The organism is Peribacillus sp. V2I11, from assembly GCF_030817135.1.
Classification (GTDB): domain Bacteria; phylum Bacillota; class Bacilli; order Bacillales; family DSM-1321; genus Peribacillus; species Peribacillus simplex.
Map to the genome: position 1 here is coordinate 212,958 of NZ_JAUSYW010000001.1, position 18,398 is coordinate 231,355.

An 18,398-nucleotide genomic window follows, 5' to 3' on the forward strand; every position below is an offset into this window, starting at 1 on the left:
TTAATGAATCCCGTTTCGCTCCTCAACCGTTTATATGAAACGTGTCAGGGGATGATGCTTTTTGGTCCATAGACTGTGGCGAAAATGCAAAAAGCATTGAAGAGCATAAAATAAACAGTAACAGCTCTTATAGTTCCTTGAGGGATAAATTCATTTTTTCTCCTTTCCTCCCTAAAAAATAATTTTATCAACTAAGTATTAGTTTACAGATTAAAAATATGGATTATAAGGTAAATATTTCCTAAATATTTTTATCAGACTTATGAATTAATGATCTTTCTTTAGAGATTGAACCATTATATAGCCAATTTTCTTTAAAACTTTTGTTCAAGAAAATGGCCCTTTAACTGAACAACTCTATTGTTACTCAACAATTCCCTAATCCACCTTTTGATTCAGATGTACCTTTCCTTTCACTATAAGAAAACCCCTTTAGATAACCATTCAAAGGGGCAAAGCATCGTAACTTTTTTGCAAACATCGCGACTTTATTCAAAATATCTCATCTTTTTTATAAACATCGTGACTTTATTTTAAATCCACACTATGTACAATTTTAGATTTAATTTCTTTAGCCATTGCAGGTTTACTATGTAACCGATGAACGAACAAAAAAAACCTTCAATTGAAGGTCTCAGTTTGTAGACAAAAGGGGTTCGGAATTAAAAAATTCTGAACCCCTTTTGAAATTCCCTTTGAATTTTCGCCTAAAGTTAAGAGATTGGGGCTCTACGAGCCCACTATGTTAGGCCATTTTTGGACCTCGCCATGTCCAATTGGCCATCTTCTTTAAATTAATGGCAGCGAAAGTAAGCATCGCCTGCATCGACAATTTTTTAAGTCCCCTTAAAGTAGTCCAACGCATACCATGCTTTTCTTTTGCATCTGCGAATACACGCTCAATCGTTTCTTTACGTTTTGCATATATAGGTTTTACATCTTGATGATGACGCAGATGATCTGCTTCTTCCACATGTGTTTGCCAGATATGCCGTGTCACCACTTTTTGACAGTCTTTGCTTTCTGTACACCGAGATAAAAATGAGCATGTTGTACAAATTTGTTTTGGCGATTTGTACTCGCGATAGCCCTCTTTATTTGTTGTTGAGTACTTTAAAGTTTCGCCCGAAGGGCAAAGGTAACAATCAAAATGTTCATCGTATACATAGTCCTGTTTGCGGAAAAATCCTTCTTTGGTGCGAGGACGTGTATAAGGTAAAGCCGGTATGATTTCTTTGTTAAATAGGTAGCTTGTAATCGCTGGTGTTTTATAAGCTGCATCTGCGGCAACGGCTTCCGGTTTTCCAACTTTCTCAATCACTTGTTCAACTAGTGGCTCTAAGATCTGACTGTCATGTGTATTTCCAGGTGTTACAATCGTTCCCAATACAAAACCGTTGCGGTCTGCGGCCGCGTGGAATGAATAGGCAAACTGTTTTGTTCGTTCATCTTTCACATAGTAGCCACTCTCAGAATCCGTTGTACTTTCTTTAATCTCTTTGGTCTCTTCTTTCTCAAATTTATCTGGTGGAAAAGGCTTTTTTCCATGGTTTTCACGATCTTGATTGATTTCTTCTTGAAGACGTCCTTGATACGCTCGTGTTTCTTTACGAACGATTTTCTTTTCAAATTTCCGTTTATTCGCACTGGCTTTCACATGTGTGGAATCCACGAAAACGTGTTCAGCACTTATTAACTTTTTATAAGAAGCTGTCATTAAAATGCGATAGAAAATCTGTTCAAATAGGTCTGTATCTTTAAAGCGTCGCTCATAATTTTTCCCGAACGTAGAGAAATGAGGTACTTTATCATGGAAACCATAGCCTAAGAACCAACGGTAAGCCATATTGGTTTCAACTTCTTCAATCGTTTTACGCATGGAACGAATACCGAAGGTATATTGAATGAAAGTCAGTTTAACTAAAATAACTGGATCAATACTTGGGCGTCCTACCTCTGAATACATATCTTTCACCAAGTCATAAATGAAAGTGAAGTCAATGGCAGCCTCCATTTTACGAACCAAATGGTTCGGTGGCACCAGTTGATCTAAAGTAATCATTTCAAGTTGATCTCGCTGAATAGAATCATGTTTAGAAAGCATCCTCATCACCTCAAGTTTTAATACTTCTATTTTAAAACAAAAATGACTCCAGGCAAAAGTGTTCTATCTAAAAGGTAAGACAAAGTTGATTGGAACGGAAGGTACGAGACTCCTGCGGGAAAAGCGCGTCTAGGGGAGACCCCGCAGGCGAAAGCCGAGGAGGCTCCCCGACCGCCCGCGGAAAGCGAGTGCCTGGAGTGGAAATCAACGTCCAAATTGTACAAGCCATAAAAATAGACAAACTCGATTTTCATCGAGTTTGTCTACAGTCTGAAACCTTCAATTGAAGGTCTTTACTCATAAATTTTTCTTTAAATCAAAGGATTCATAATCATCGTGAAGAGAAAAGTAGGCTGGCAATGTGATTGCTTGTCCATCTGCTTTTTTCCAGCAACCTGCGACCCAAGTAGCAAACGCTTGTTTTTCTGCAAGGTTAAGTTCTTCTTCATTTTTTTCGTAGAAATCCCAAAAGTCATCTGTTTGATTACCTAAAAGGTGGGTGTATCTTACATTTTCAATCATACTCAGACTACCTGCAAAGATAGTAGAATCCTTACCCTCGTTAAAGACTTCATTAGCTTGTCTATCCATTGAGAACATAGTAATGGATAAGTCAAACTCGGAAGGATCATCTACAAATGCTACAAAATCCAATAATTCCACTTTAGAGTAAATGGTGTATTTATGTAACTCCTTTATATTACTGATTAATGTTTCCGATTTTGCTTCAAGGTTTTCTTCGACTGACTTCATATAACTGTCTACAGTATAAAGAGATTTAACTTCTTCATCTTCTTTGACTGTTTTTTCCTCATCTTCTTTGACTATTTTATCTTCAGAATTGGCTTTCTTGTTCTCCGTGTTTAATGCTTCACAACCCAATAACCCCAATAATAAAATAGAAAATAAAACAAGTGATGCCTTTTTCAAATATTCTCCTCATCTCTATAACTTTTCCATCATACTTCAACCAATTATAACAAACCTTATACCTAAACGGTCTCCGAAGCATACAAAAAAATACCCGAAAAGGATTCCAAGTAGGGCATCTGTACCAGAGGCGCTAATGCCGTTTCCAATAATCCACAAGATAAAGTAGGGAAACCACTCTCGTGGCTTCCCCCTTATCAAACCGTACGTGCCCTTTAAGGCATACGGCTTACCCATATGTTATAAATGTTTATCAAGAGCATGCGTTCCAGGCATTTTTCATCTTTTGGAGTCGGTGAGGAGTATAATACTTCTCACCTTTTACTTTTATTCGCTTAATTTCATTCTGCACTTTACGTTTAGATTTACTTATCATCTCATTTAGGTATTGCTCTTTTGTGTATCCATAGACTTTATTTAAGTAAAGCCAGTAAGAAGGAATCAATTGAATCTTCAAGAAGAACGAGTTGTTCCATAAACTACGCATCTTTAACTCTTTCCTTTGTGAAGGATGTTTATGGATAAAAGCCACCCTCAACCTCTTCCTTATATATCCATCTATGTCAGTCAGTGTTCTTCGAACCCATCTTGTTTGACAATGGTTGGGACTTCCTAGTTCTATATTTGCTTTTATAGCTTCAACCACTGTCACATAGTAGTTGACCTTGCCTCTTATGATTGGATTCACACGGTCTATCCACTCATCTTTACTTAGAGTGAACGTTTTCCTCGTTTTGTTCTTAATCTTTAATCTAAAATCCTTTATGGATTCTTTCTTGGCGTCACATGAAAAACCGACTTTTTGTCTTTCCTTCCTTCTCTCCAGTGATGAAACGTAAATCCCAGAAAATCAAAGTTATCCTTTTGAAAGTTGATGACTTTCGTCTTTTCCTTTGAAATTTCTAACCCTAGTTCTTTTAGCTTTTCTTTTGTGATACAAGCTGCTTCTTTGATATCTGCTTCTGATTTGGCAAAAAGCAGAAAGTCATCCGCATAACGTACAAAGCGTATTCCATGCAAATCCCATTCCCAATCCATTTCATTCAGATACACGTTGGCAAGTAACGGAGAAATGACCCCTCGTTGGAGACCTCTGAAAAAGTCCCTTAAAAAATGCGTAATCCATCACTATCTGTTATTTTGTGGTAATTAATAGGGCGGAAGTTGATTTATTGGAGATAAAAGGGGAGACTTAGAGTCTTTTTTAGCTTATTTTACGTTATGTAGTCTGTAAAAGGGCAGACTGATCCCGTTGTCGTTTTTCATAAATTAGCTTACTCATCCTCTTTATATTCGACGCCATGCTACTTAATAATGAATGAATCCCGGTTCGTTCTAAACCACGATATCTACTCCTACGTAAACCGTGATTTCTTACTTTATCGGCATGCTTGCGTTCGATTAACCAGCGTTTTTTACCTGCTTCTCTATATTCATTTGTATGATAATGTTCTCGCCCTCTTTTCAAATCAAAATAATATTCGCTAATGAAAACATTACGAACGGTTTTACTATTCGTACATTGTGTACGTAGTGGACAGCCTTGACATTGTAATTTAGTAAAACGAAATTCATGTCCTTTACGATCTTTGGTACGATCTCTGTATTTGTCAGTTGTAACTCCATTTGGACAAGTTACTTCCATTTTTTCTGGATCAAATTGAAAATCCTCCGGACTAAGAAGACCAGATACATGTTGCTTAGTTTTCATCCAACTAATGTGACCGATAATATTATTTTCATGTAAATAACGCAGATTTTTTCCAAACCAATAGCCTTTATCTGCAGCTACTTCAGTAGGGAACACACCGTGATGTTCTTGAAATTGGACCATTAGGTCGATAAGTTGATCTCCGTCTTCTGCATTAGCTGGCGTAACTTTAACAGCTGTGATTATCTCACTTTTTTCATCAATCATGATATGGTCCTTATATCCCTGTATGGTACGCATATCTGACTTGTGACCGGTTCTAGCCTCTGGATCTACAACACTAATCATTCGATCTTTCGCTGTATCATTGCGGTCTGAAATGACCTTCTGTAACATAGCTGTAGCAGAATATGGATCTTCATCCTTTGGTAACAGTGGTTGAGCTACTTCGAGCAATTCTATAGCCAGCTCAAGTACAAACGGTAGCTTTTCATCCCGTTTTTTTCCTTTAAGTTCTTCCCACAGCTTTTCATAGCGCTGCTGGAAATCCTTTGCCTTAGGTAGGTCTACTTCTTTTAATTCAAGCATGACTTTTTCAAAAGCTTGACGAACTAAAGTAAGCCATGTTGGAATAGCCACATCTGCGATTATATGGGTGGCATCCGCTATGGCACGTTTTGGTTGGCTTTCAATCAGACCTGCTTCGACACATAGATCAACTAAACGATGGAAAATTTCTTCGAATTTCTCAAGACCTACTCGATTCACGCGGAAATAACTGATGGTGGAATCATCAGGCAAACCGTCATCGAGATTCAATCCGAGAAACCATCGGTAAGCGATGTTCAGTCTAATATGTTCAATGACTTGGACATCAGAAAGGTTATATAGATACTCTAAAAGACAAATCTTAAACATAAATTCTGGTTCCTCTGCAGGACGCCCCCGATCTTTAGCGTAACGATCCGCTAACATCTCACGAATAAACGAAAAGTCAATCGTTTCATCGATTCGTCTTAGTAAATGATCTTGAGGAATAACATTATCGTAATAATATTGATCAAATCCAGAAATTTGTTTAGATGTATCTTTTCTAAGCATTTATTTATACCTCCCCTAGAATCCTATATTCCTATTTTATCCTACATTTTGGTAATGTTGGATATCTTTTTTCGGAGGTCTCCCTTGGGGTGTCCCATAGTCAGAGTGAATTTGTTTTCCTTCTTCCATATATCCTGCTTTAAGCCATTTCTGAATCATATTTAGGACCGTACGGTCCAACACATACTTCTTTAGTACAGTTAAGAGCTTCTTATGTGGGATGTTGTCAAAGAACCCTTTTATATTGCAATCATAGATATGATTGTACCCCGATTCAATATTCCATAAAATAATCTGTAAGGCTCTTTTGACTCCCCGATTTGGGCGGTATCCCACGGACCAACTGTGAAATAACTGTTCCTCGAATTTTGGCTGTAAGACATTGACCACACTCTGTTGCACGATTCTATCTTCTATCGTGGAAATGCCCAATGCTCGTTTCTTCCCATCTTTCTTGGGGATGTATACTCTTTTTACTGGTTGGGGTTGGTACGTTTTCGTTCGCAATTCCCCTAAGAGATTTAGTATATTCTCTTCCAGTTTTACTTCATAACTCTCGATGGTTTCTTCATCTACTCCTCCCGCACCTTTATTTCCTTTGACTTCCCGAAAGCTTTCCGTCAATTTGCGGTCGAATAGGAGTTGTCCATAAACGCTGTGTAATTTCATTTTCCACTCTTGACTCATTTCATATTCCACGCCTTTCCTTGATGTACATTCGAACGGTTTTACCGCGGTAACGTATTTGTTGGCATTACATCACTTCCATGACCTGGAACCATAGGTCGTTCCCCTTCCGTTCATTCAATGTTTGGTCATTGAACTACTCCCGTACTATGAGAACGTCTGACTTCTCCACCCGTTCTATGTCACTTCGGATTACCCTTATAGACTAGAACCCTGCTGTTTGGTAAGGAGGAGACCTCACAGGGTTATCGTATTTCCCTTCAAAACATACCCTGCACCATCACGTGATAAGTCACATTTACTCGATCTGACTTCTAAAGAAAATGCCTGTAAGTGGGCTTCCTCATTTTTCGAAAAGTCGCCAACTTATCCCGCCGCCGTGCTTTACACTTCTTGCATTAGGGTCTGCTTTTTCACCTACGGGTCTCTCGACTTTCCGCATCTCCTTCAGACAATACCTCACGGTATTGCCCTAGATTAGGCTTCCCAAGCTAAGTCAGTCTCCTTGGGAATGGACTTTCACCATCTGGGATTCAAGTGCTTCATTCTTTTGCCAGTCGTTTCATCGAAATGACGTCTCTGTCGAATAAAGAAAAATGAGGGACGCTGACTGTGTCAGCATCCCATACGACTGCCCGTCGCACAAAAAGCTGCCTTATAGACAGCTCCGATCTTCAGCTAACGTGAAATGTAATCCATAGTTCCTTAAGTTAATGACATTGATTACCAAAGCGGTTTTGCCTCGGATTCTACTCTTTTACTGTCAATTATACCTATGGGCTTTATTCTTTTAATTTCTCCTCCTCTGAAAGAGCACTACCCGCTGTAAATTCTTCTAAAGCATGCATGGCAAACCTCGCGTTGGGATAAGTGATCGAGCCGCCACCAATGACACCAATTTTGAGGGTTTCCATGATTTCATCGATGGTTGCCCCGGCATTTAAGCAGCCTTCCATGTGATAGCAAATGCATTCATCGCAGCAGCTGACTATTGATATGGATAATGCCATAATGGTGTACTTCCCCTAACTGGCGTTTAAATACTTTACTGGCGAAGAAGTAAGCGATGACCATGATGCCGACGCACCAGGCAAGCGCAATCCAGATACCGTTGCCAACAGACCCTTCATACAAGAGGGCACGAATCGCATTCACGATTGAAGTCACACGCTGGTTCTCAGCGAACGCACGGACAATTTGACGAACAAGTTGCATAAACTATAAAAGTTAAATAAAATTAAAAGTAGCGGATGGAATCAGCTTCTTTTTGCAAATGTTCTATAATATTTTTACACTAATCGGATAGAGATAAGGCTCATAAGGTTCACTGATTTTTTCCCAATCAGTAATTTTGATTACAGGAAGCTCAGTCCCGTTATACGTCGTAATTTCTATTACACCATTTGCTTTGATCCATGTATCCTTCTCTAGGGAAGAAGCCTCTGGGAACTCTGAAAGAAATCCAATAATACTTGCGTCTGCGACACAGTGAGTAATTAAAAATCTTGAAATCACCAGCTGATTTTGAGCAAATCCATCTTCTTTATAAACAAAGCCCTTTAATTCGATTTTTCTTCCCTTAAACTTATTAATATCTTTACTCATTTCTTCATAATAGGCTGCATAAACATAGTCATTCATCTCAATATCTTGATTTTGTTCTAACTGTTGTATCAATTGATTATATTCTTCCTCTGAGATTTCTTCCTGCTGGTTTTCTAGAAGGGCTGGGTCTACAGGGTTGTCATCTATAGAGGGATCAGCCTGACCATTTATGTTACTCTCTTCCATTTCTTCTGGAGGATTACTGTTTTCTTTATTTTTGTCTTCTTTAGGTTCTTGTTTTTGGTTTGACACTGCCAGCATTGCCCCTTTCTTATTGGCAATAGAAGCATCGAGTACTTTGGCTGGAAGCAGAAACCCAGTTAGTAATGGAAACACAATAATAAAATACGAAATTAGTTTTTTTGTGTTAAAAGAAGAATCTCCATGATCATGGTTATGGTCGCAGTCATGGTCGTGCTGATCACAATGATGATAGCTGCTTTTCTTTACTTTCCATGTCCTTGTAATTTGAATAAAAAACAAAATCAAAAATATTACAGAAGCTACTTGGCTTAAACTTTCATATTTTGGATTAATGAACTTTGTAATTTCACCGGTGAAATGAAGCTTAAATATGAGGGACGAAAAAGCTAGTAAAATTAAAGCTCTAGCAGCTTGCTGAAATTGGAGTTGCATGATTTTCCCCTCCTTATAAAAAGCTTTGCAGCAGCATTAAAGTGATAAACACCATAGAAACAACCAATGCTAGCAAAACCATAACAAATTTAAATCGAAAAACGCTCAGCATCAAAAGTGTGTTCTTTAAATCAATCATGGGTCCGAAAATTAAGAAGCCAAGGATTGATGAAACTGGAAAAATGCTGCTAAAGGAAGCTCCTATAAACGCGTCTGCTTCAGAACATAGAGATAAAACGTAAGCCAATCCCATCATAACAAATAAAGAAGAAGCCGGACCGTTTCCAGCTTCCAACAAGGATTTTGCTGGCATATAGGTTTGTACTAAAGCAGCTAAAAAAGCTCCCATAACCAGGTATTTCCCCATATCAAAAAACTCATCAATTGAATGTGTGAGCATCGACCAAAAACGATTGGAAAGTGAATGATTTTTACTGTGATCATGGGTTGAAACAGAAATGATGGAAGCCTTAAATTGATTGCCTTTAAAAATCCAACCGACAGCAAAGGCAACCATTATAGCCACCAGAAAACCTAACCCCATACGCAATCCAGCAATTTTAAAATCATTCCCAAATGCCAAATATGTAGAAGCAATAACAATCGGGTTGATAAGAGGGCCTGTTAACATAAAACCCATCGCAGCATGAATAGGTACTCCTTTTACAATTAAACGTCGAACAATGGGGACGATTCCACATTCACAGGCAGGAAACAGCGCTCCTACAATACAGCTCATGATTACAGCCATAACCTTATTCTTTGGTATCCACCTTTGAATATGTTCTTCAGTAACAAAGATTTGGATCACTCCAGCGATGAGTACCCCAATTAAAACAAAGGGCAAGGCTTCTATTAAAATACTTAGAAAAATAGTATTTAAATTTAACAATGACGGTGGAATAACAAAGGTATCTTTTATACTAGAACTGAAAGAAAACAGGAAAAGAGCTAGTGCTATTATGATAATACCGGTTATATCTATCATATAACCTCGAATAATCCGAATCATAGGTACCTCCTTAAAATATAATGTAGTGCTTCTTCCATTCATCAACTTTATTAACCTTCTCAGTTAGTACAGAATGGTATTCAACTTACTTTTATTCATACTTATTAACTCCTATTCTATTAAATGGTATTTCCTCCTACTCAAAGAATAGAAGGTTTCCGTTTTTAAATCGTAATTATTACGTTTTAAATCTTAAAGCAATTTTAGAATAATGTAAAGGATTATAGGAGGATAGAAAAATTAACATGTACTAAAACAGGAGACTTTAATTTCATAACGTCAAAAAACAAGTGAAACCACCCGGACGGATTAGTACTGGTCCACGCCTAAAAAGATCCACATTAAACCGTAAAACAGGCTTCCAATATTGTAAATGAGCAGATTTTTCATATAGTTGGTGATTCTATTTTTAATCCCTATAATTTAAAACATAACACCGTTCCAAAATTGAAACGGTATTATGTTTTAGATGGTAGTAAGTTTTTCATACTCTCAGCTTTTTTTAGGAAATTGCGTTCAGGTTAATATCGGAATAGAGATAGCCAAAGACCTTAAAGCTCAACATGACACTGGGAAGAGTACTATAATGTTCAGCCCGTATTAAATAATATCAATCAACGAGATCTTAAATGTGATATTTCACATTTAAGATCTCGTTTTTTCCTTCCAATAGCATATGATAGGTCTTCCCAGATCCAGAAACCGCCCCCAGTATGAGGCTCTTTTTATTTAGTTTATTGTAATGATTTCAACAGGACCGTGGTCATCACAATGACCATTGTGAACATGATGTAATCTCCCATTAACTAAATAATCCATGTGATCACCATGAGGTACCATTTCATGTCCGCAATTATCTTCGTGGTTACACCCGCAAGCAATAAGTCGACATTCATCAGGGTGGGTTTCTCTAACTGGAATCTTACATTCATCCCAGTGGCCTTCATGTTCATGGTGAAGATGACCATTGTGTACATAATCAATATGGTCGTCGTGTCGAATTTTTGTATGTCCACAAGCGATTTCCTGTATGGATAGAGTGTTCCATTTTTAATTTCCCCCCCTAATGCATTCAATTCATCTTAATAGATGTAATTTCCTGAACAGCATGCATTACCTGAATCTTATCAAAATGCTCACCGATGAACACTGCTACTGGTTCTAGAGACTTTGGTTCTACGGACTGCTGTGGTTTGATTTTAATAATTTCCAATTCCCTGTAGGCAAATTGGAACAAATATAGATTCTTGTCCTTTGTGAATTTAATAATTCCTTTTGCACGATACACTTCAGTAGGTATTTTACTAAACAGTTTCTCAAATTTCTGACGATCCACCACTCCATCGAATCGATGAGTATAGGTCATGACGTGTTTATGCGTATGATGATGAGAATGCTCGTCCGTTTTTTCAATAGAATGCAGCTGTTCATTCTGGTCGTTAAGTTCAGCTTCTCTATGGATCGAAGTAAACAGTAAGTCCATACCTATTTCACAACGCAATGTTTCCACAAGATTGGCATGCGGATTTAATTGTACAAGCTCGTTCTTGACTTCCTGGTTATATTCGCCTATGAGTTGGTCGGTTTTATTCAGCAGGAGCAAATCGGCACAACGAATTTGTTCCTCCATGAGGCGACGTGTCTTGCCTCTTTCAGCATGTGTTAGTGCAAGAAAATGTGGAGCTGAGACAACTGTTGTCACAAGTCTTAACTCAATGCCGGCAATTAAAGAAGCGTTTGTGATGCCTTCTATGAGCTCAAGTGGATTGGCGATCCCTGTTGACTCAATGACAATTACATCTGGTTGAACTTGGTGGTAAATATTTAACAGAGTCGAACTCAAATCCTCCCGTATTGTACAACAGATACACCCATTTAGCATTTCTGCCACCGGCACGTCATCATTTATGAGAAGGCCATCCAGATTGACATCGCCTATCTCATTCATGATTACAGCTGGTCGTTTCCCTTTCAGTTTAAGGTAATTCAACATACGGGTTAATAATGTCGTTTTTCCACTCCCTAAAAATCCCGAAAGGACATATACAGGTATCGATTTCATTTCATCTTCATCCCCAATTCTATGGTAGTACTAGCGTAGCTGACCTACCCGTAAATGTATGAATTGATTTAGTATAATATGATGGACAGGTGAGGTTAGTTTTTTCATCGGTGGCTCAATTCTCTCAATAGATTTGTCATCACTCTGCCTTTACTCTAATAAAAAATAGAAAGATTTATTTATTGGTGTTATCTTTATCGAATGTTACAGAGGCATAGGCATCATGAAGGTGGATAGATTCTTCATTACGACATTCCACTGTAAATGATTGAATAAATGGTGCTTCATATAGATCAGAAGCCACAAGTCGAACCATGTCCTCGACAAAGCGAGGATTTTCATAAGCTTTTTCAGTCACTATTTTTTCATCGGGGCGTTTTAAAATTGGATGAATTACGGCACTGGCGTTTGATTTGGCCGCATGTAAAAGTACAGCTTTCCAATCAACAGATTCATCATAATCATCAGTTAACAATGCATTCATTTTAATGTAACCCCGTTGGTTATGAGCGCTATACTCACTAATTTCCTTCGAACAAGGGCATAAGGTGGTTACAGCACAGGTTAATTCAACCGTTCTTTCTATCTTTCCATGTTGATAAGAGAACAAGATCCTTGCATCAGCATAGTTCAATCCTGCAAGAAAAGACGCAGGTGATGGCTGTTCGTAAAACCAAGGGAAACTTACTTCCAGTTTTGCATCTTTTTGACCTAAACGTTCTGATAATTCTTTAATAAAATCGGATAGTTGTGAAAAGGTTAGGGTAAATCCTTGCCTGCGATATAGCTCCAATTGTTCGGTAAAACGACTCATATTGGTCCCCTTTACATCACGAGGAATAGTTGAAGTTAACGTAAAGGTAGCGATGGTAGTTTGCGTTATTGGCTCTAACGTTGAGATAACGGAAACAGGAGTCTTGACGTTTGTAATGCCAACGGCATCGAGTTCAAATAAGAAATCTTCTTTCATATTTTGTAAATCCAACATGTTTTCTTTTTCGCTCGGCTTCGTTTTTATTCCAGGTTCTATAGAGCCAAACAGTTTTAACCGTTCATTCTTTGGAGGAAGTTTAAAATTCTTCATGCATTACACTCCTTACAGTCAGTAAACGTACGTAACTATTAAATTATATAAATAAACAAATACTATTACAGTGAACGTTTTGGGCGCTAAATCTCAAATTTTTTTTAGTTTTTTCTCGCCATTATACGCTTATAAAGAGGATAGCCAACCATACAATAACCTGAGAATGATAGCAGGATTAAGGATACACCTGCCAATGTTAGAGCACTGTATCTATACCAATTACCAAAAAAGTATCCATCATGCAATGAAATGAGTAAGCCTGTGTAATCTGGCTTTGTCGATAAAACCTCCCCCGTTCTTGCATTGATTTGAACTTCTTGATTGTTTGCCAGGCGAACCCGATAAACATTTTAACTGGGAGTCAATTCAATTCTGAAGATATCTTCAATCGAAGTTACATCTGGCAGCTCCTGAGACGTCGTAATGGACACAACTTTATCAATAGGTATCGATTGACTTAGATCCACCTCCGTCCCCGTTTTTAATGCCGTACCCAATCCAAGTGGTGTATAAAAAATAAGCAAAAGGCCTGTCACAGCCACGAACATAAAAACAACAGATAAAATCAATCCAGCCCATTTATGTACTTTTCGGCTTATTTGATATAACTTTACAGCTTTCGACACTGTTCTTTCACTCCTTTTCTTCTTTTTCAATAAATACGTCAATCATCTTGCCGAGAACGGTGTTGATTAAAGGTTCTTTTCATAATTTATTTCATATTTTTTATGCACCTTTCTGACAAATAAAGATCATACGGGGTGATTTCCGTGAATTAAAACAACTTGCATCATAGTGACCCAGGATGTTCTGAACGACAAGTCCATGTGAATTTAGCATGGATAGCATTTTTTCTAAATGATATAACTTAATAACCTCTTCATATCGTTTCTCATCGTTACCGGATTTAATGATGATTTTTTTATGTACATGTTCTCCCACTATCTTCCTATATTGAATCAGTTCCACTGATCCAACTTCCTCTCTTGAATACGGAATAAGATTTTCTTCAACAAATGTAGGATTAAGATAATCCATTATAAAGTAGCCCCCATCCTTCAAAGAATGGCTTATTCCCTCAATCACCTTCTCATTCTCGTCATCACTGTCAAAATAACCAAAGCTTGTAAACATATTTACAACGAGATCCATTTCCTTACGAAACGGAACCTTCCTCATGTCGCACCTCATATATTGAATAGGCATGTTCAATGACAGGTGGATAGCCTCTTGAAGAAGGGGCGCGGAGAGATCCACTCCAGTAACTCTCCAACCAAGCTGAGCAAGGTAGCGAGAATGTCTTCCGTACCCACAACACAAATCAAGAACGGATTGACCATTCTTCCAGGGGATTAATTCAAGTAGATCTTTCAGCTCACTACCTGCTTCACTGTGCCTATGCTGATAAATGTTTATATAGTCAGTTTGAAAATGTTCTTCATACCACGCGTTCATTTCTAGTTCACTCTCCTAATCCATCTTTTTAAAATCCTAAAGGAATTTATTCAAAATGCAAAACGTAATTATTACGATTTAAAAATTACTCTATTTAAAGATTGATTAATCACAACAATTTAATATAATACAATTCATTTACTCACTCTGCTGTTGTCTTCTGTCTTAAGTCTTTTCGTATTTCCCTCACTACATGAGATATTTCAGGAATAATAATCTTTTCCATGGCTAATTTGACTGCCCCACTAGATCCAGGCATAGAAAAAATGGCTGTATCATGGGAAATACCAGCAATAGATCTACTTAAAATCGCTGCAGATCCAATATCCTCTAAATAACTTAGCATCCGGAAAATCTCACCAAATCCTATAAGTTGCTTCTCTACTAAACTTTGAACAACCTCAATTGTAACGTCTCGTTTTGCTATACCTGTTCCTCCATTCAACAATACGACATCAATGCCTTTGTCTAAACATCCTGCCTTTATAGCTTCATAGATGGCCCCATAGTCATCTGTCACAATTTGATAATCTTGTATAGAGTGTAAAGCATTCTCTAACATCTTGATAATCAATCTCCCACTTTTATCTGTCTCTTTTGAACGTGTGTCACTTACTGTGATGACTTTACAATTCACCTTTTTAGGCGCTTCTTCCCTATGTTGCTTAACACTCATTATTTTCCCTCTTTTCTTTTAATGTATGAACTTATGATAGTTTCAATATAGCTGACATTATTTAAAAACCTAAGGCTGGAGTAAACCTATAAATCAATCAAATTCCTTGAATTTCCATTTTGTTTTCGGACTTAAATCCTCAGACTCCTCATCAAGATAGACTTGGCTCTCAGTTGCTTTATTTTGACCATAGTATTTTCCAATGTAAGGAGTAGTTTCTTGATCCAAAGTAGCTAAAACTAACTGACATATCCGTCTCCCTGCCTTTAACTCAATTGGCACACGGTTTGCATTGTAAAGTTCTAATGTAATATGTCCCTCAAACCCAGGATCAACCCATCCAGCATTTTGAATAAACAGACCTAACCTTCCAATAGAGCTTCTGCCTTCAACGAAAGCTGACATATTATTAGGTAACTTTATAACTTCTAGGGTTGTTCCTAATACAAAAGCTTGAGGCGGAATAATAATATGATCTTTGTAAATTTCTTTATAAGCAGCTGGTTTGTCCAGTGAAATAAGAGGGGTGGAATATTCATCAATCGTCAAAAAATGATTTCCTATCCGTAAATCAATAGAAGCTGGTTGTAGTTGGGATTGTGTAATTGGTTCAATGATAAGCTCTTGCTCTTTTATTTTCTTTAAGATTGTTTTACTAGAAAGTATCACAATAGTTGTATCTCCCTGCTATAAGTATTTTTTTAAATAATCTAGCAACTGATAGCTATGAACTTTCTTGTTGCATTCTGCGCTTAATTTTTCTATTGAAAACTACTACTAATTTTTGACTAAGAAAACCAATAAATAAGATGATGACCAATAATAAAGTAATGGTGGCGCCTGGTGGAGTTCCTAATGTATAGGAAGAGACCAATCCCAAAAAGATACTAAACATGGCAATAAGAACAGCAGTCACAATTACCACTTTAAAACCTTTTACGAATCTTATGGCAAATGCAGCTGGCAAGTCCAATAGAGCTGAAACTAAAAGAACTCCGATCGTTGGTATAATGACTGAAATAGCTAAACCAACCAAAATACTAAAGGATAGGGACAATAGGTTTGTATTGATGCCACTTGTAAAGGCGGTATCTTCATCAAATGTCATTAAATATAACGGGCGCTTTAAAAAAAAGAAAAATAAGAGTGTAATTGCGGTTACTCCGCCCATCACATAAAGCTGTTCAGAGCTAATTGTTACAATCGACCCAAATAAATATTGCTCGATATTGGTTGTCATTCCTCCTTCACTTATACTTAATAAGAATAAGGCGAATGACAATCCTGCTGCCATTAGAATAGCAATTGAAACCTCTGAATACGTTCGATAGGCTCGCCTCATGTATTCAATACCTATTGCCCCTGCTGTGACGACAAGAATACTTGAGAGCGTAATATCTGTATGAATAAAGAAACCGATAGCTACCCCAGCTAAAGATATATGGGACAACGTATCCGCCATTAAAGCTTGCCTCCTTAATACTAGAAATACTCCTAAAATAGGAGCAATAATGGCAATTAATCCTCCTGCCCAAAATGCTCGCTGCATGAATTCCAAGTTAAACATTTCCATCCACCTTGCTCCCCCCTCTCTAAACGAATAATTTTATCCAAATATTTCTGCACTTCATCCTGCTCGTGTGTGACCATCACAACGGTCCGATGATGTTTTTTCACTTGATGGTACATAAATTCATAAAATCCTTTTCTACTCTCAGCATCCATTCCTGTTGCTGGTTCATCCAAAACCAATAAGTCTGGATCGGTAGCAAGAACTCGTGCAATAATTATTTTCTGTTTTTGACCTCCGGATAAGGCGCCAATTTTATGATTTCGAAACTCCCACATCCCTACCATTTTCAAGGCATTTTCAATTTTTTCTTCATCTTCATGGTTTAATCTTTTTAACCATCTGCCCTTGAGAAATCTCCCTGATCGAACCAGTTCTAAAACTGTACTTGGAAAACCCGTATTAAAAGAGGAAATTTGTTGAGGGACGTACCCAATGGTAAGACGTTTTCCGTCGGCATTTTTTTTACTTATTGTAATCGTACCTTCCCAAGGCTTTAGCAAACCTAGCATGACTCGTAGCATCGTTGATTTGGAAGCTCCATTGGGTCCTATAATTCCAACAAACTCTCCACTCTGTATCTCAAAGGATACTCTATTTAATAAAGGGGAATGGGTATAACCAAAAACAATATTATGCAAAGAAACGAGTTTCATTTTTCCACTCCTCTCTGAAATGATTATAAAAAGTGTGCGTCCTATCCTGTTTAAGGCGCACACTTTTTAAAGTTAATTCAGCTTAGTTCTATTTATTTACAAAAGATTTTTCAAGAGACTTTAAGTTATTCTCCATAACTTCAATATAACTGAGGCCTTTCTCTTGATCTTCCTTGCTTAAACCCTCTAACGTATTTAACACCTCTGTTTCAGCTCCCAGTTCTCCAGCTAATGTTTGGGCAACCTTAGGAGAAGTTGTTTCTTCAAAGTAAACCACGTTAATTTGATGCTCCTTAGCAAATTCCTTGAGTTCAGCAAGTTTTGCTGGACTTGGATCTTCTGATGGTGATAATCCCGCAATAGGAACCTGAGTAAGACCATACTCTTTTGCTAAATATCCAAAAGCAGCATGTTGTGTAATCATTTCCTTACTCGAAGCGTTTTGTAGCGTTGTTCGGTAAAGTTCATCTAGCTCCTTCAATTGTTGGATATAATCTTGACTATTGCTCTCATAATAGTCCTTGTTTTTGGGGTCTTGTTTTACTAATGCATCTGTAATTGTTTGTACCTCTTTTTGAGCAAGTACTGGACTTAACCATACGTGCGGATCTAACTGCTCGTGGTCTTCATCATGATGGTCTGATTCCTCGTCACCGTGATCTGACTCCTCTTCGGATCCTTCCATTAAAGGGATTCCCTCACTCGCTTCTATAAACAGTGGTTGATCTTTATCCAAACTTTCTTGGATAGAAGAAATCCATGTTTCCATAAAAGGACTGTTATAAACAAGAAGATCTGCTTTTTGAATAGCTACCATATCTTTAGGAGTAGGCTCCCAATCATGCGGCTCAATATTTGAAGGAATCAAGAGATCCACTTTAGCCTTATCTTTTGCAATGTTTTTAGTAAATTCATACATAGAATAAAAGGTCGTGACGATATGTAGTTTTTCGTCAGGTGCCGAGGCTTTTTCCTTTTGATTTGAGGTCACATCTTCTTTATTGCTACATCCCACCATGATTGTAAAACAAGCCAAGGCTACTAATATTGCTTTTACTTTATATAGATTCATTTTTTTCTCCCCTTTTCTATTAATCCAAACAATTGAACATCCTCCTTACTACAAATCGTAATAATTACGATTTGTGTTTGACCATTGACAATTT

Annotated in this window: 18 protein-coding genes and 1 pseudogene; all 19 read right to left on the bottom strand. The window is 37.5% G+C overall.

The window, feature by feature from the left end:
- Positions 1 to 745: 745 nt before the first annotated feature.
- Positions 746 to 2,104: an IS1182 family transposase gene (locus QFZ73_RS00945; protein ID WP_307261973.1), complete on the bottom strand. Its 1,359-nt coding sequence runs from the start codon at positions 2,102 to 2,104 to the stop codon at positions 746 to 748.
- A gap of 297 nt (positions 2,105 to 2,401) precedes the next feature.
- Positions 2,402 to 3,034: a hypothetical protein gene (locus QFZ73_RS00950; protein WP_307261975.1), complete on the bottom strand. Its 633-nt coding sequence runs from the start codon at positions 3,032 to 3,034 to the stop codon at positions 2,402 to 2,404.
- 762 nt (positions 3,035 to 3,796) lie between these two features.
- Positions 3,797 to 4,072 carry a reverse transcriptase domain-containing protein gene (locus tag QFZ73_RS00955; protein ID WP_307261977.1) on the bottom strand — a complete coding sequence of 92 codons (276 nt, stop codon included), beginning with the start codon at positions 4,070 to 4,072 and terminating at the stop codon, positions 3,797 to 3,799.
- A 181-nt stretch (positions 4,073 to 4,253) separates the two neighbouring features.
- The gene (locus QFZ73_RS00960; RefSeq protein WP_307261978.1) at positions 4,254 to 5,786 is read right to left on the bottom strand and encodes an IS1182 family transposase; all 1,533 of its coding nucleotides are present in this window, start codon (positions 5,784 to 5,786) and stop codon (positions 4,254 to 4,256) included.
- 36 nt (positions 5,787 to 5,822) lie between these two features.
- A complete protein-coding gene (locus QFZ73_RS00965) occupies positions 5,823 to 6,473 on the bottom strand; it encodes a reverse transcriptase domain-containing protein (RefSeq protein ID WP_307261981.1) in 651 nt (216 codons plus the stop codon).
- A gap of 782 nt (positions 6,474 to 7,255) precedes the next feature.
- Complete coding sequence (locus tag QFZ73_RS00970) at positions 7,256 to 7,483, bottom strand: carboxymuconolactone decarboxylase family protein (RefSeq protein ID WP_307261982.1); 228 nt, start codon at positions 7,481 to 7,483, stop codon at positions 7,256 to 7,258.
- A pseudogene (locus tag QFZ73_RS00975) lies at positions 7,446 to 7,673 on the bottom strand (hypothetical protein); the annotation flags it as partial. The pseudogene QFZ73_RS00975 and the gene QFZ73_RS00970, both read right to left, overlap by 38 nt.
- Positions 7,674 to 7,751: 78 nt before the next feature.
- The gene (locus QFZ73_RS00980; RefSeq protein ID WP_251434020.1) at positions 7,752 to 8,714 is read right to left on the bottom strand and encodes a TIGR03943 family putative permease subunit; all 963 of its coding nucleotides are present in this window, start codon (positions 8,712 to 8,714) and stop codon (positions 7,752 to 7,754) included.
- A gap of 13 nt (positions 8,715 to 8,727) precedes the next feature.
- Positions 8,728 to 9,726 carry a permease gene (locus tag QFZ73_RS00985; protein ID WP_251434017.1) on the bottom strand — a complete coding sequence of 333 codons (999 nt, stop codon included), beginning with the start codon at positions 9,724 to 9,726 and terminating at the stop codon, positions 8,728 to 8,730.
- 806 nt (positions 9,727 to 10,532) lie between these two features.
- A complete protein-coding gene (locus QFZ73_RS00990; protein WP_307261986.1) occupies positions 10,533 to 10,742 on the bottom strand; it encodes a hypothetical protein in 210 nt (69 codons plus the stop codon).
- A gap of 56 nt (positions 10,743 to 10,798) precedes the next feature.
- The gene (locus QFZ73_RS00995; RefSeq protein ID WP_307261988.1) at positions 10,799 to 11,788 is read right to left on the bottom strand and encodes a CobW family GTP-binding protein; all 990 of its coding nucleotides are present in this window, start codon (positions 11,786 to 11,788) and stop codon (positions 10,799 to 10,801) included.
- Between the two features lie 175 nt (positions 11,789 to 11,963).
- Positions 11,964 to 12,872 carry a GTP cyclohydrolase FolE2 gene (gene folE2 / locus QFZ73_RS01000; protein ID WP_307261990.1) on the bottom strand — a complete coding sequence of 303 codons (909 nt, stop codon included), beginning with the start codon at positions 12,870 to 12,872 and terminating at the stop codon, positions 11,964 to 11,966.
- A gap of 353 nt (positions 12,873 to 13,225) precedes the next feature.
- Entirely contained in the window at positions 13,226 to 13,501 is a 276-nt protein-coding gene (locus tag QFZ73_RS01005) for a hypothetical protein (protein WP_307261992.1), read from the bottom strand.
- A 100-nt stretch (positions 13,502 to 13,601) separates the two neighbouring features.
- Positions 13,602 to 14,330, bottom strand: a complete 729-nt coding sequence (locus QFZ73_RS01010; protein WP_307261994.1) for a class I SAM-dependent methyltransferase — start codon at positions 14,328 to 14,330, stop codon at positions 13,602 to 13,604.
- A 142-nt stretch (positions 14,331 to 14,472) separates the two neighbouring features.
- A complete protein-coding gene (locus QFZ73_RS01015) occupies positions 14,473 to 15,006 on the bottom strand; it encodes a MogA/MoaB family molybdenum cofactor biosynthesis protein (RefSeq protein ID WP_307261995.1) in 534 nt (177 codons plus the stop codon).
- Positions 15,007 to 15,099: 93 nt separating this feature from the next.
- Positions 15,100 to 15,675, bottom strand: a complete 576-nt coding sequence (dcd, locus tag QFZ73_RS01020) for a dCTP deaminase (protein WP_307261996.1) — start codon at positions 15,673 to 15,675, stop codon at positions 15,100 to 15,102.
- A 55-nt stretch (positions 15,676 to 15,730) separates the two neighbouring features.
- Positions 15,731 to 16,579, bottom strand: a complete 849-nt coding sequence (locus QFZ73_RS01025; RefSeq protein WP_307261998.1) for a metal ABC transporter permease — start codon at positions 16,577 to 16,579, stop codon at positions 15,731 to 15,733.
- A complete protein-coding gene (locus QFZ73_RS01030; protein WP_307262000.1) occupies positions 16,525 to 17,232 on the bottom strand; it encodes a metal ABC transporter ATP-binding protein in 708 nt (235 codons plus the stop codon). The genes QFZ73_RS01025 and QFZ73_RS01030 overlap by 55 nt, the downstream gene beginning before the upstream one ends.
- Before the next feature lie 88 nt (positions 17,233 to 17,320).
- Positions 17,321 to 18,304, bottom strand: a complete 984-nt coding sequence (locus QFZ73_RS01035) for a metal ABC transporter substrate-binding protein (RefSeq protein WP_373458897.1) — start codon at positions 18,302 to 18,304, stop codon at positions 17,321 to 17,323.
- Positions 18,305 to 18,398: the final 94 nt, after the last annotated feature.

Bases quoted from the DNA above. Each gene is read 5' to 3' on its own strand.
- QFZ73_RS00945 (WP_307261973.1), bottom strand. From the start codon at position 2,104: ATGCTTTCTAAACATGATTCTATTCAGCGAGATCAACTTGAAATGATT.
- QFZ73_RS00955 (WP_307261977.1), bottom strand. From the start codon at position 4,072: ATGGATTGGGAATGGGATTTGCATGGAATACGCTTTGTACGTTATGCG.
- QFZ73_RS00960 (WP_307261978.1), bottom strand. From the start codon at position 5,786: ATGCTTAGAAAAGATACATCTAAACAAATTTCTGGATTTGATCAATAT.
- QFZ73_RS00965 (WP_307261981.1), bottom strand. From the start codon at position 6,473: ATGAGTCAAGAGTGGAAAATGAAATTACACAGCGTTTATGGACAACTC.
- QFZ73_RS00970 (WP_307261982.1), bottom strand. From the start codon at position 7,483: ATGGCATTATCCATATCAATAGTCAGCTGCTGCGATGAATGCATTTGC.
- QFZ73_RS00980 (WP_251434020.1), bottom strand. From the start codon at position 8,714: ATGCAACTCCAATTTCAGCAAGCTGCTAGAGCTTTAATTTTACTAGCT.
- QFZ73_RS00985 (WP_251434017.1), bottom strand. From the start codon at position 9,726: ATGATTCGGATTATTCGAGGTTATATGATAGATATAACCGGTATTATC.
- QFZ73_RS00995 (WP_307261988.1), bottom strand. From the start codon at position 11,788: ATGAAATCGATACCTGTATATGTCCTTTCGGGATTTTTAGGGAGTGGA.
- folE2 (WP_307261990.1), bottom strand. From the start codon at position 12,872: ATGAAGAATTTTAAACTTCCTCCAAAGAATGAACGGTTAAAACTGTTT.
- QFZ73_RS01010 (WP_307261994.1), bottom strand. From the start codon at position 14,330: ATGAACGCGTGGTATGAAGAACATTTTCAAACTGACTATATAAACATT.
- QFZ73_RS01015 (WP_307261995.1), bottom strand. From the start codon at position 15,006: ATGAGTGTTAAGCAACATAGGGAAGAAGCGCCTAAAAAGGTGAATTGT.
- QFZ73_RS01025 (WP_307261998.1), bottom strand. From the start codon at position 16,579: ATGGAAATGTTTAACTTGGAATTCATGCAGCGAGCATTTTGGGCAGGA.
- QFZ73_RS01030 (WP_307262000.1), bottom strand. From the start codon at position 17,232: ATGAAACTCGTTTCTTTGCATAATATTGTTTTTGGTTATACCCATTCC.
- QFZ73_RS01035 (WP_373458897.1), bottom strand. From the start codon at position 18,304: ATGAATCTATATAAAGTAAAAGCAATATTAGTAGCCTTGGCTTGTTTT.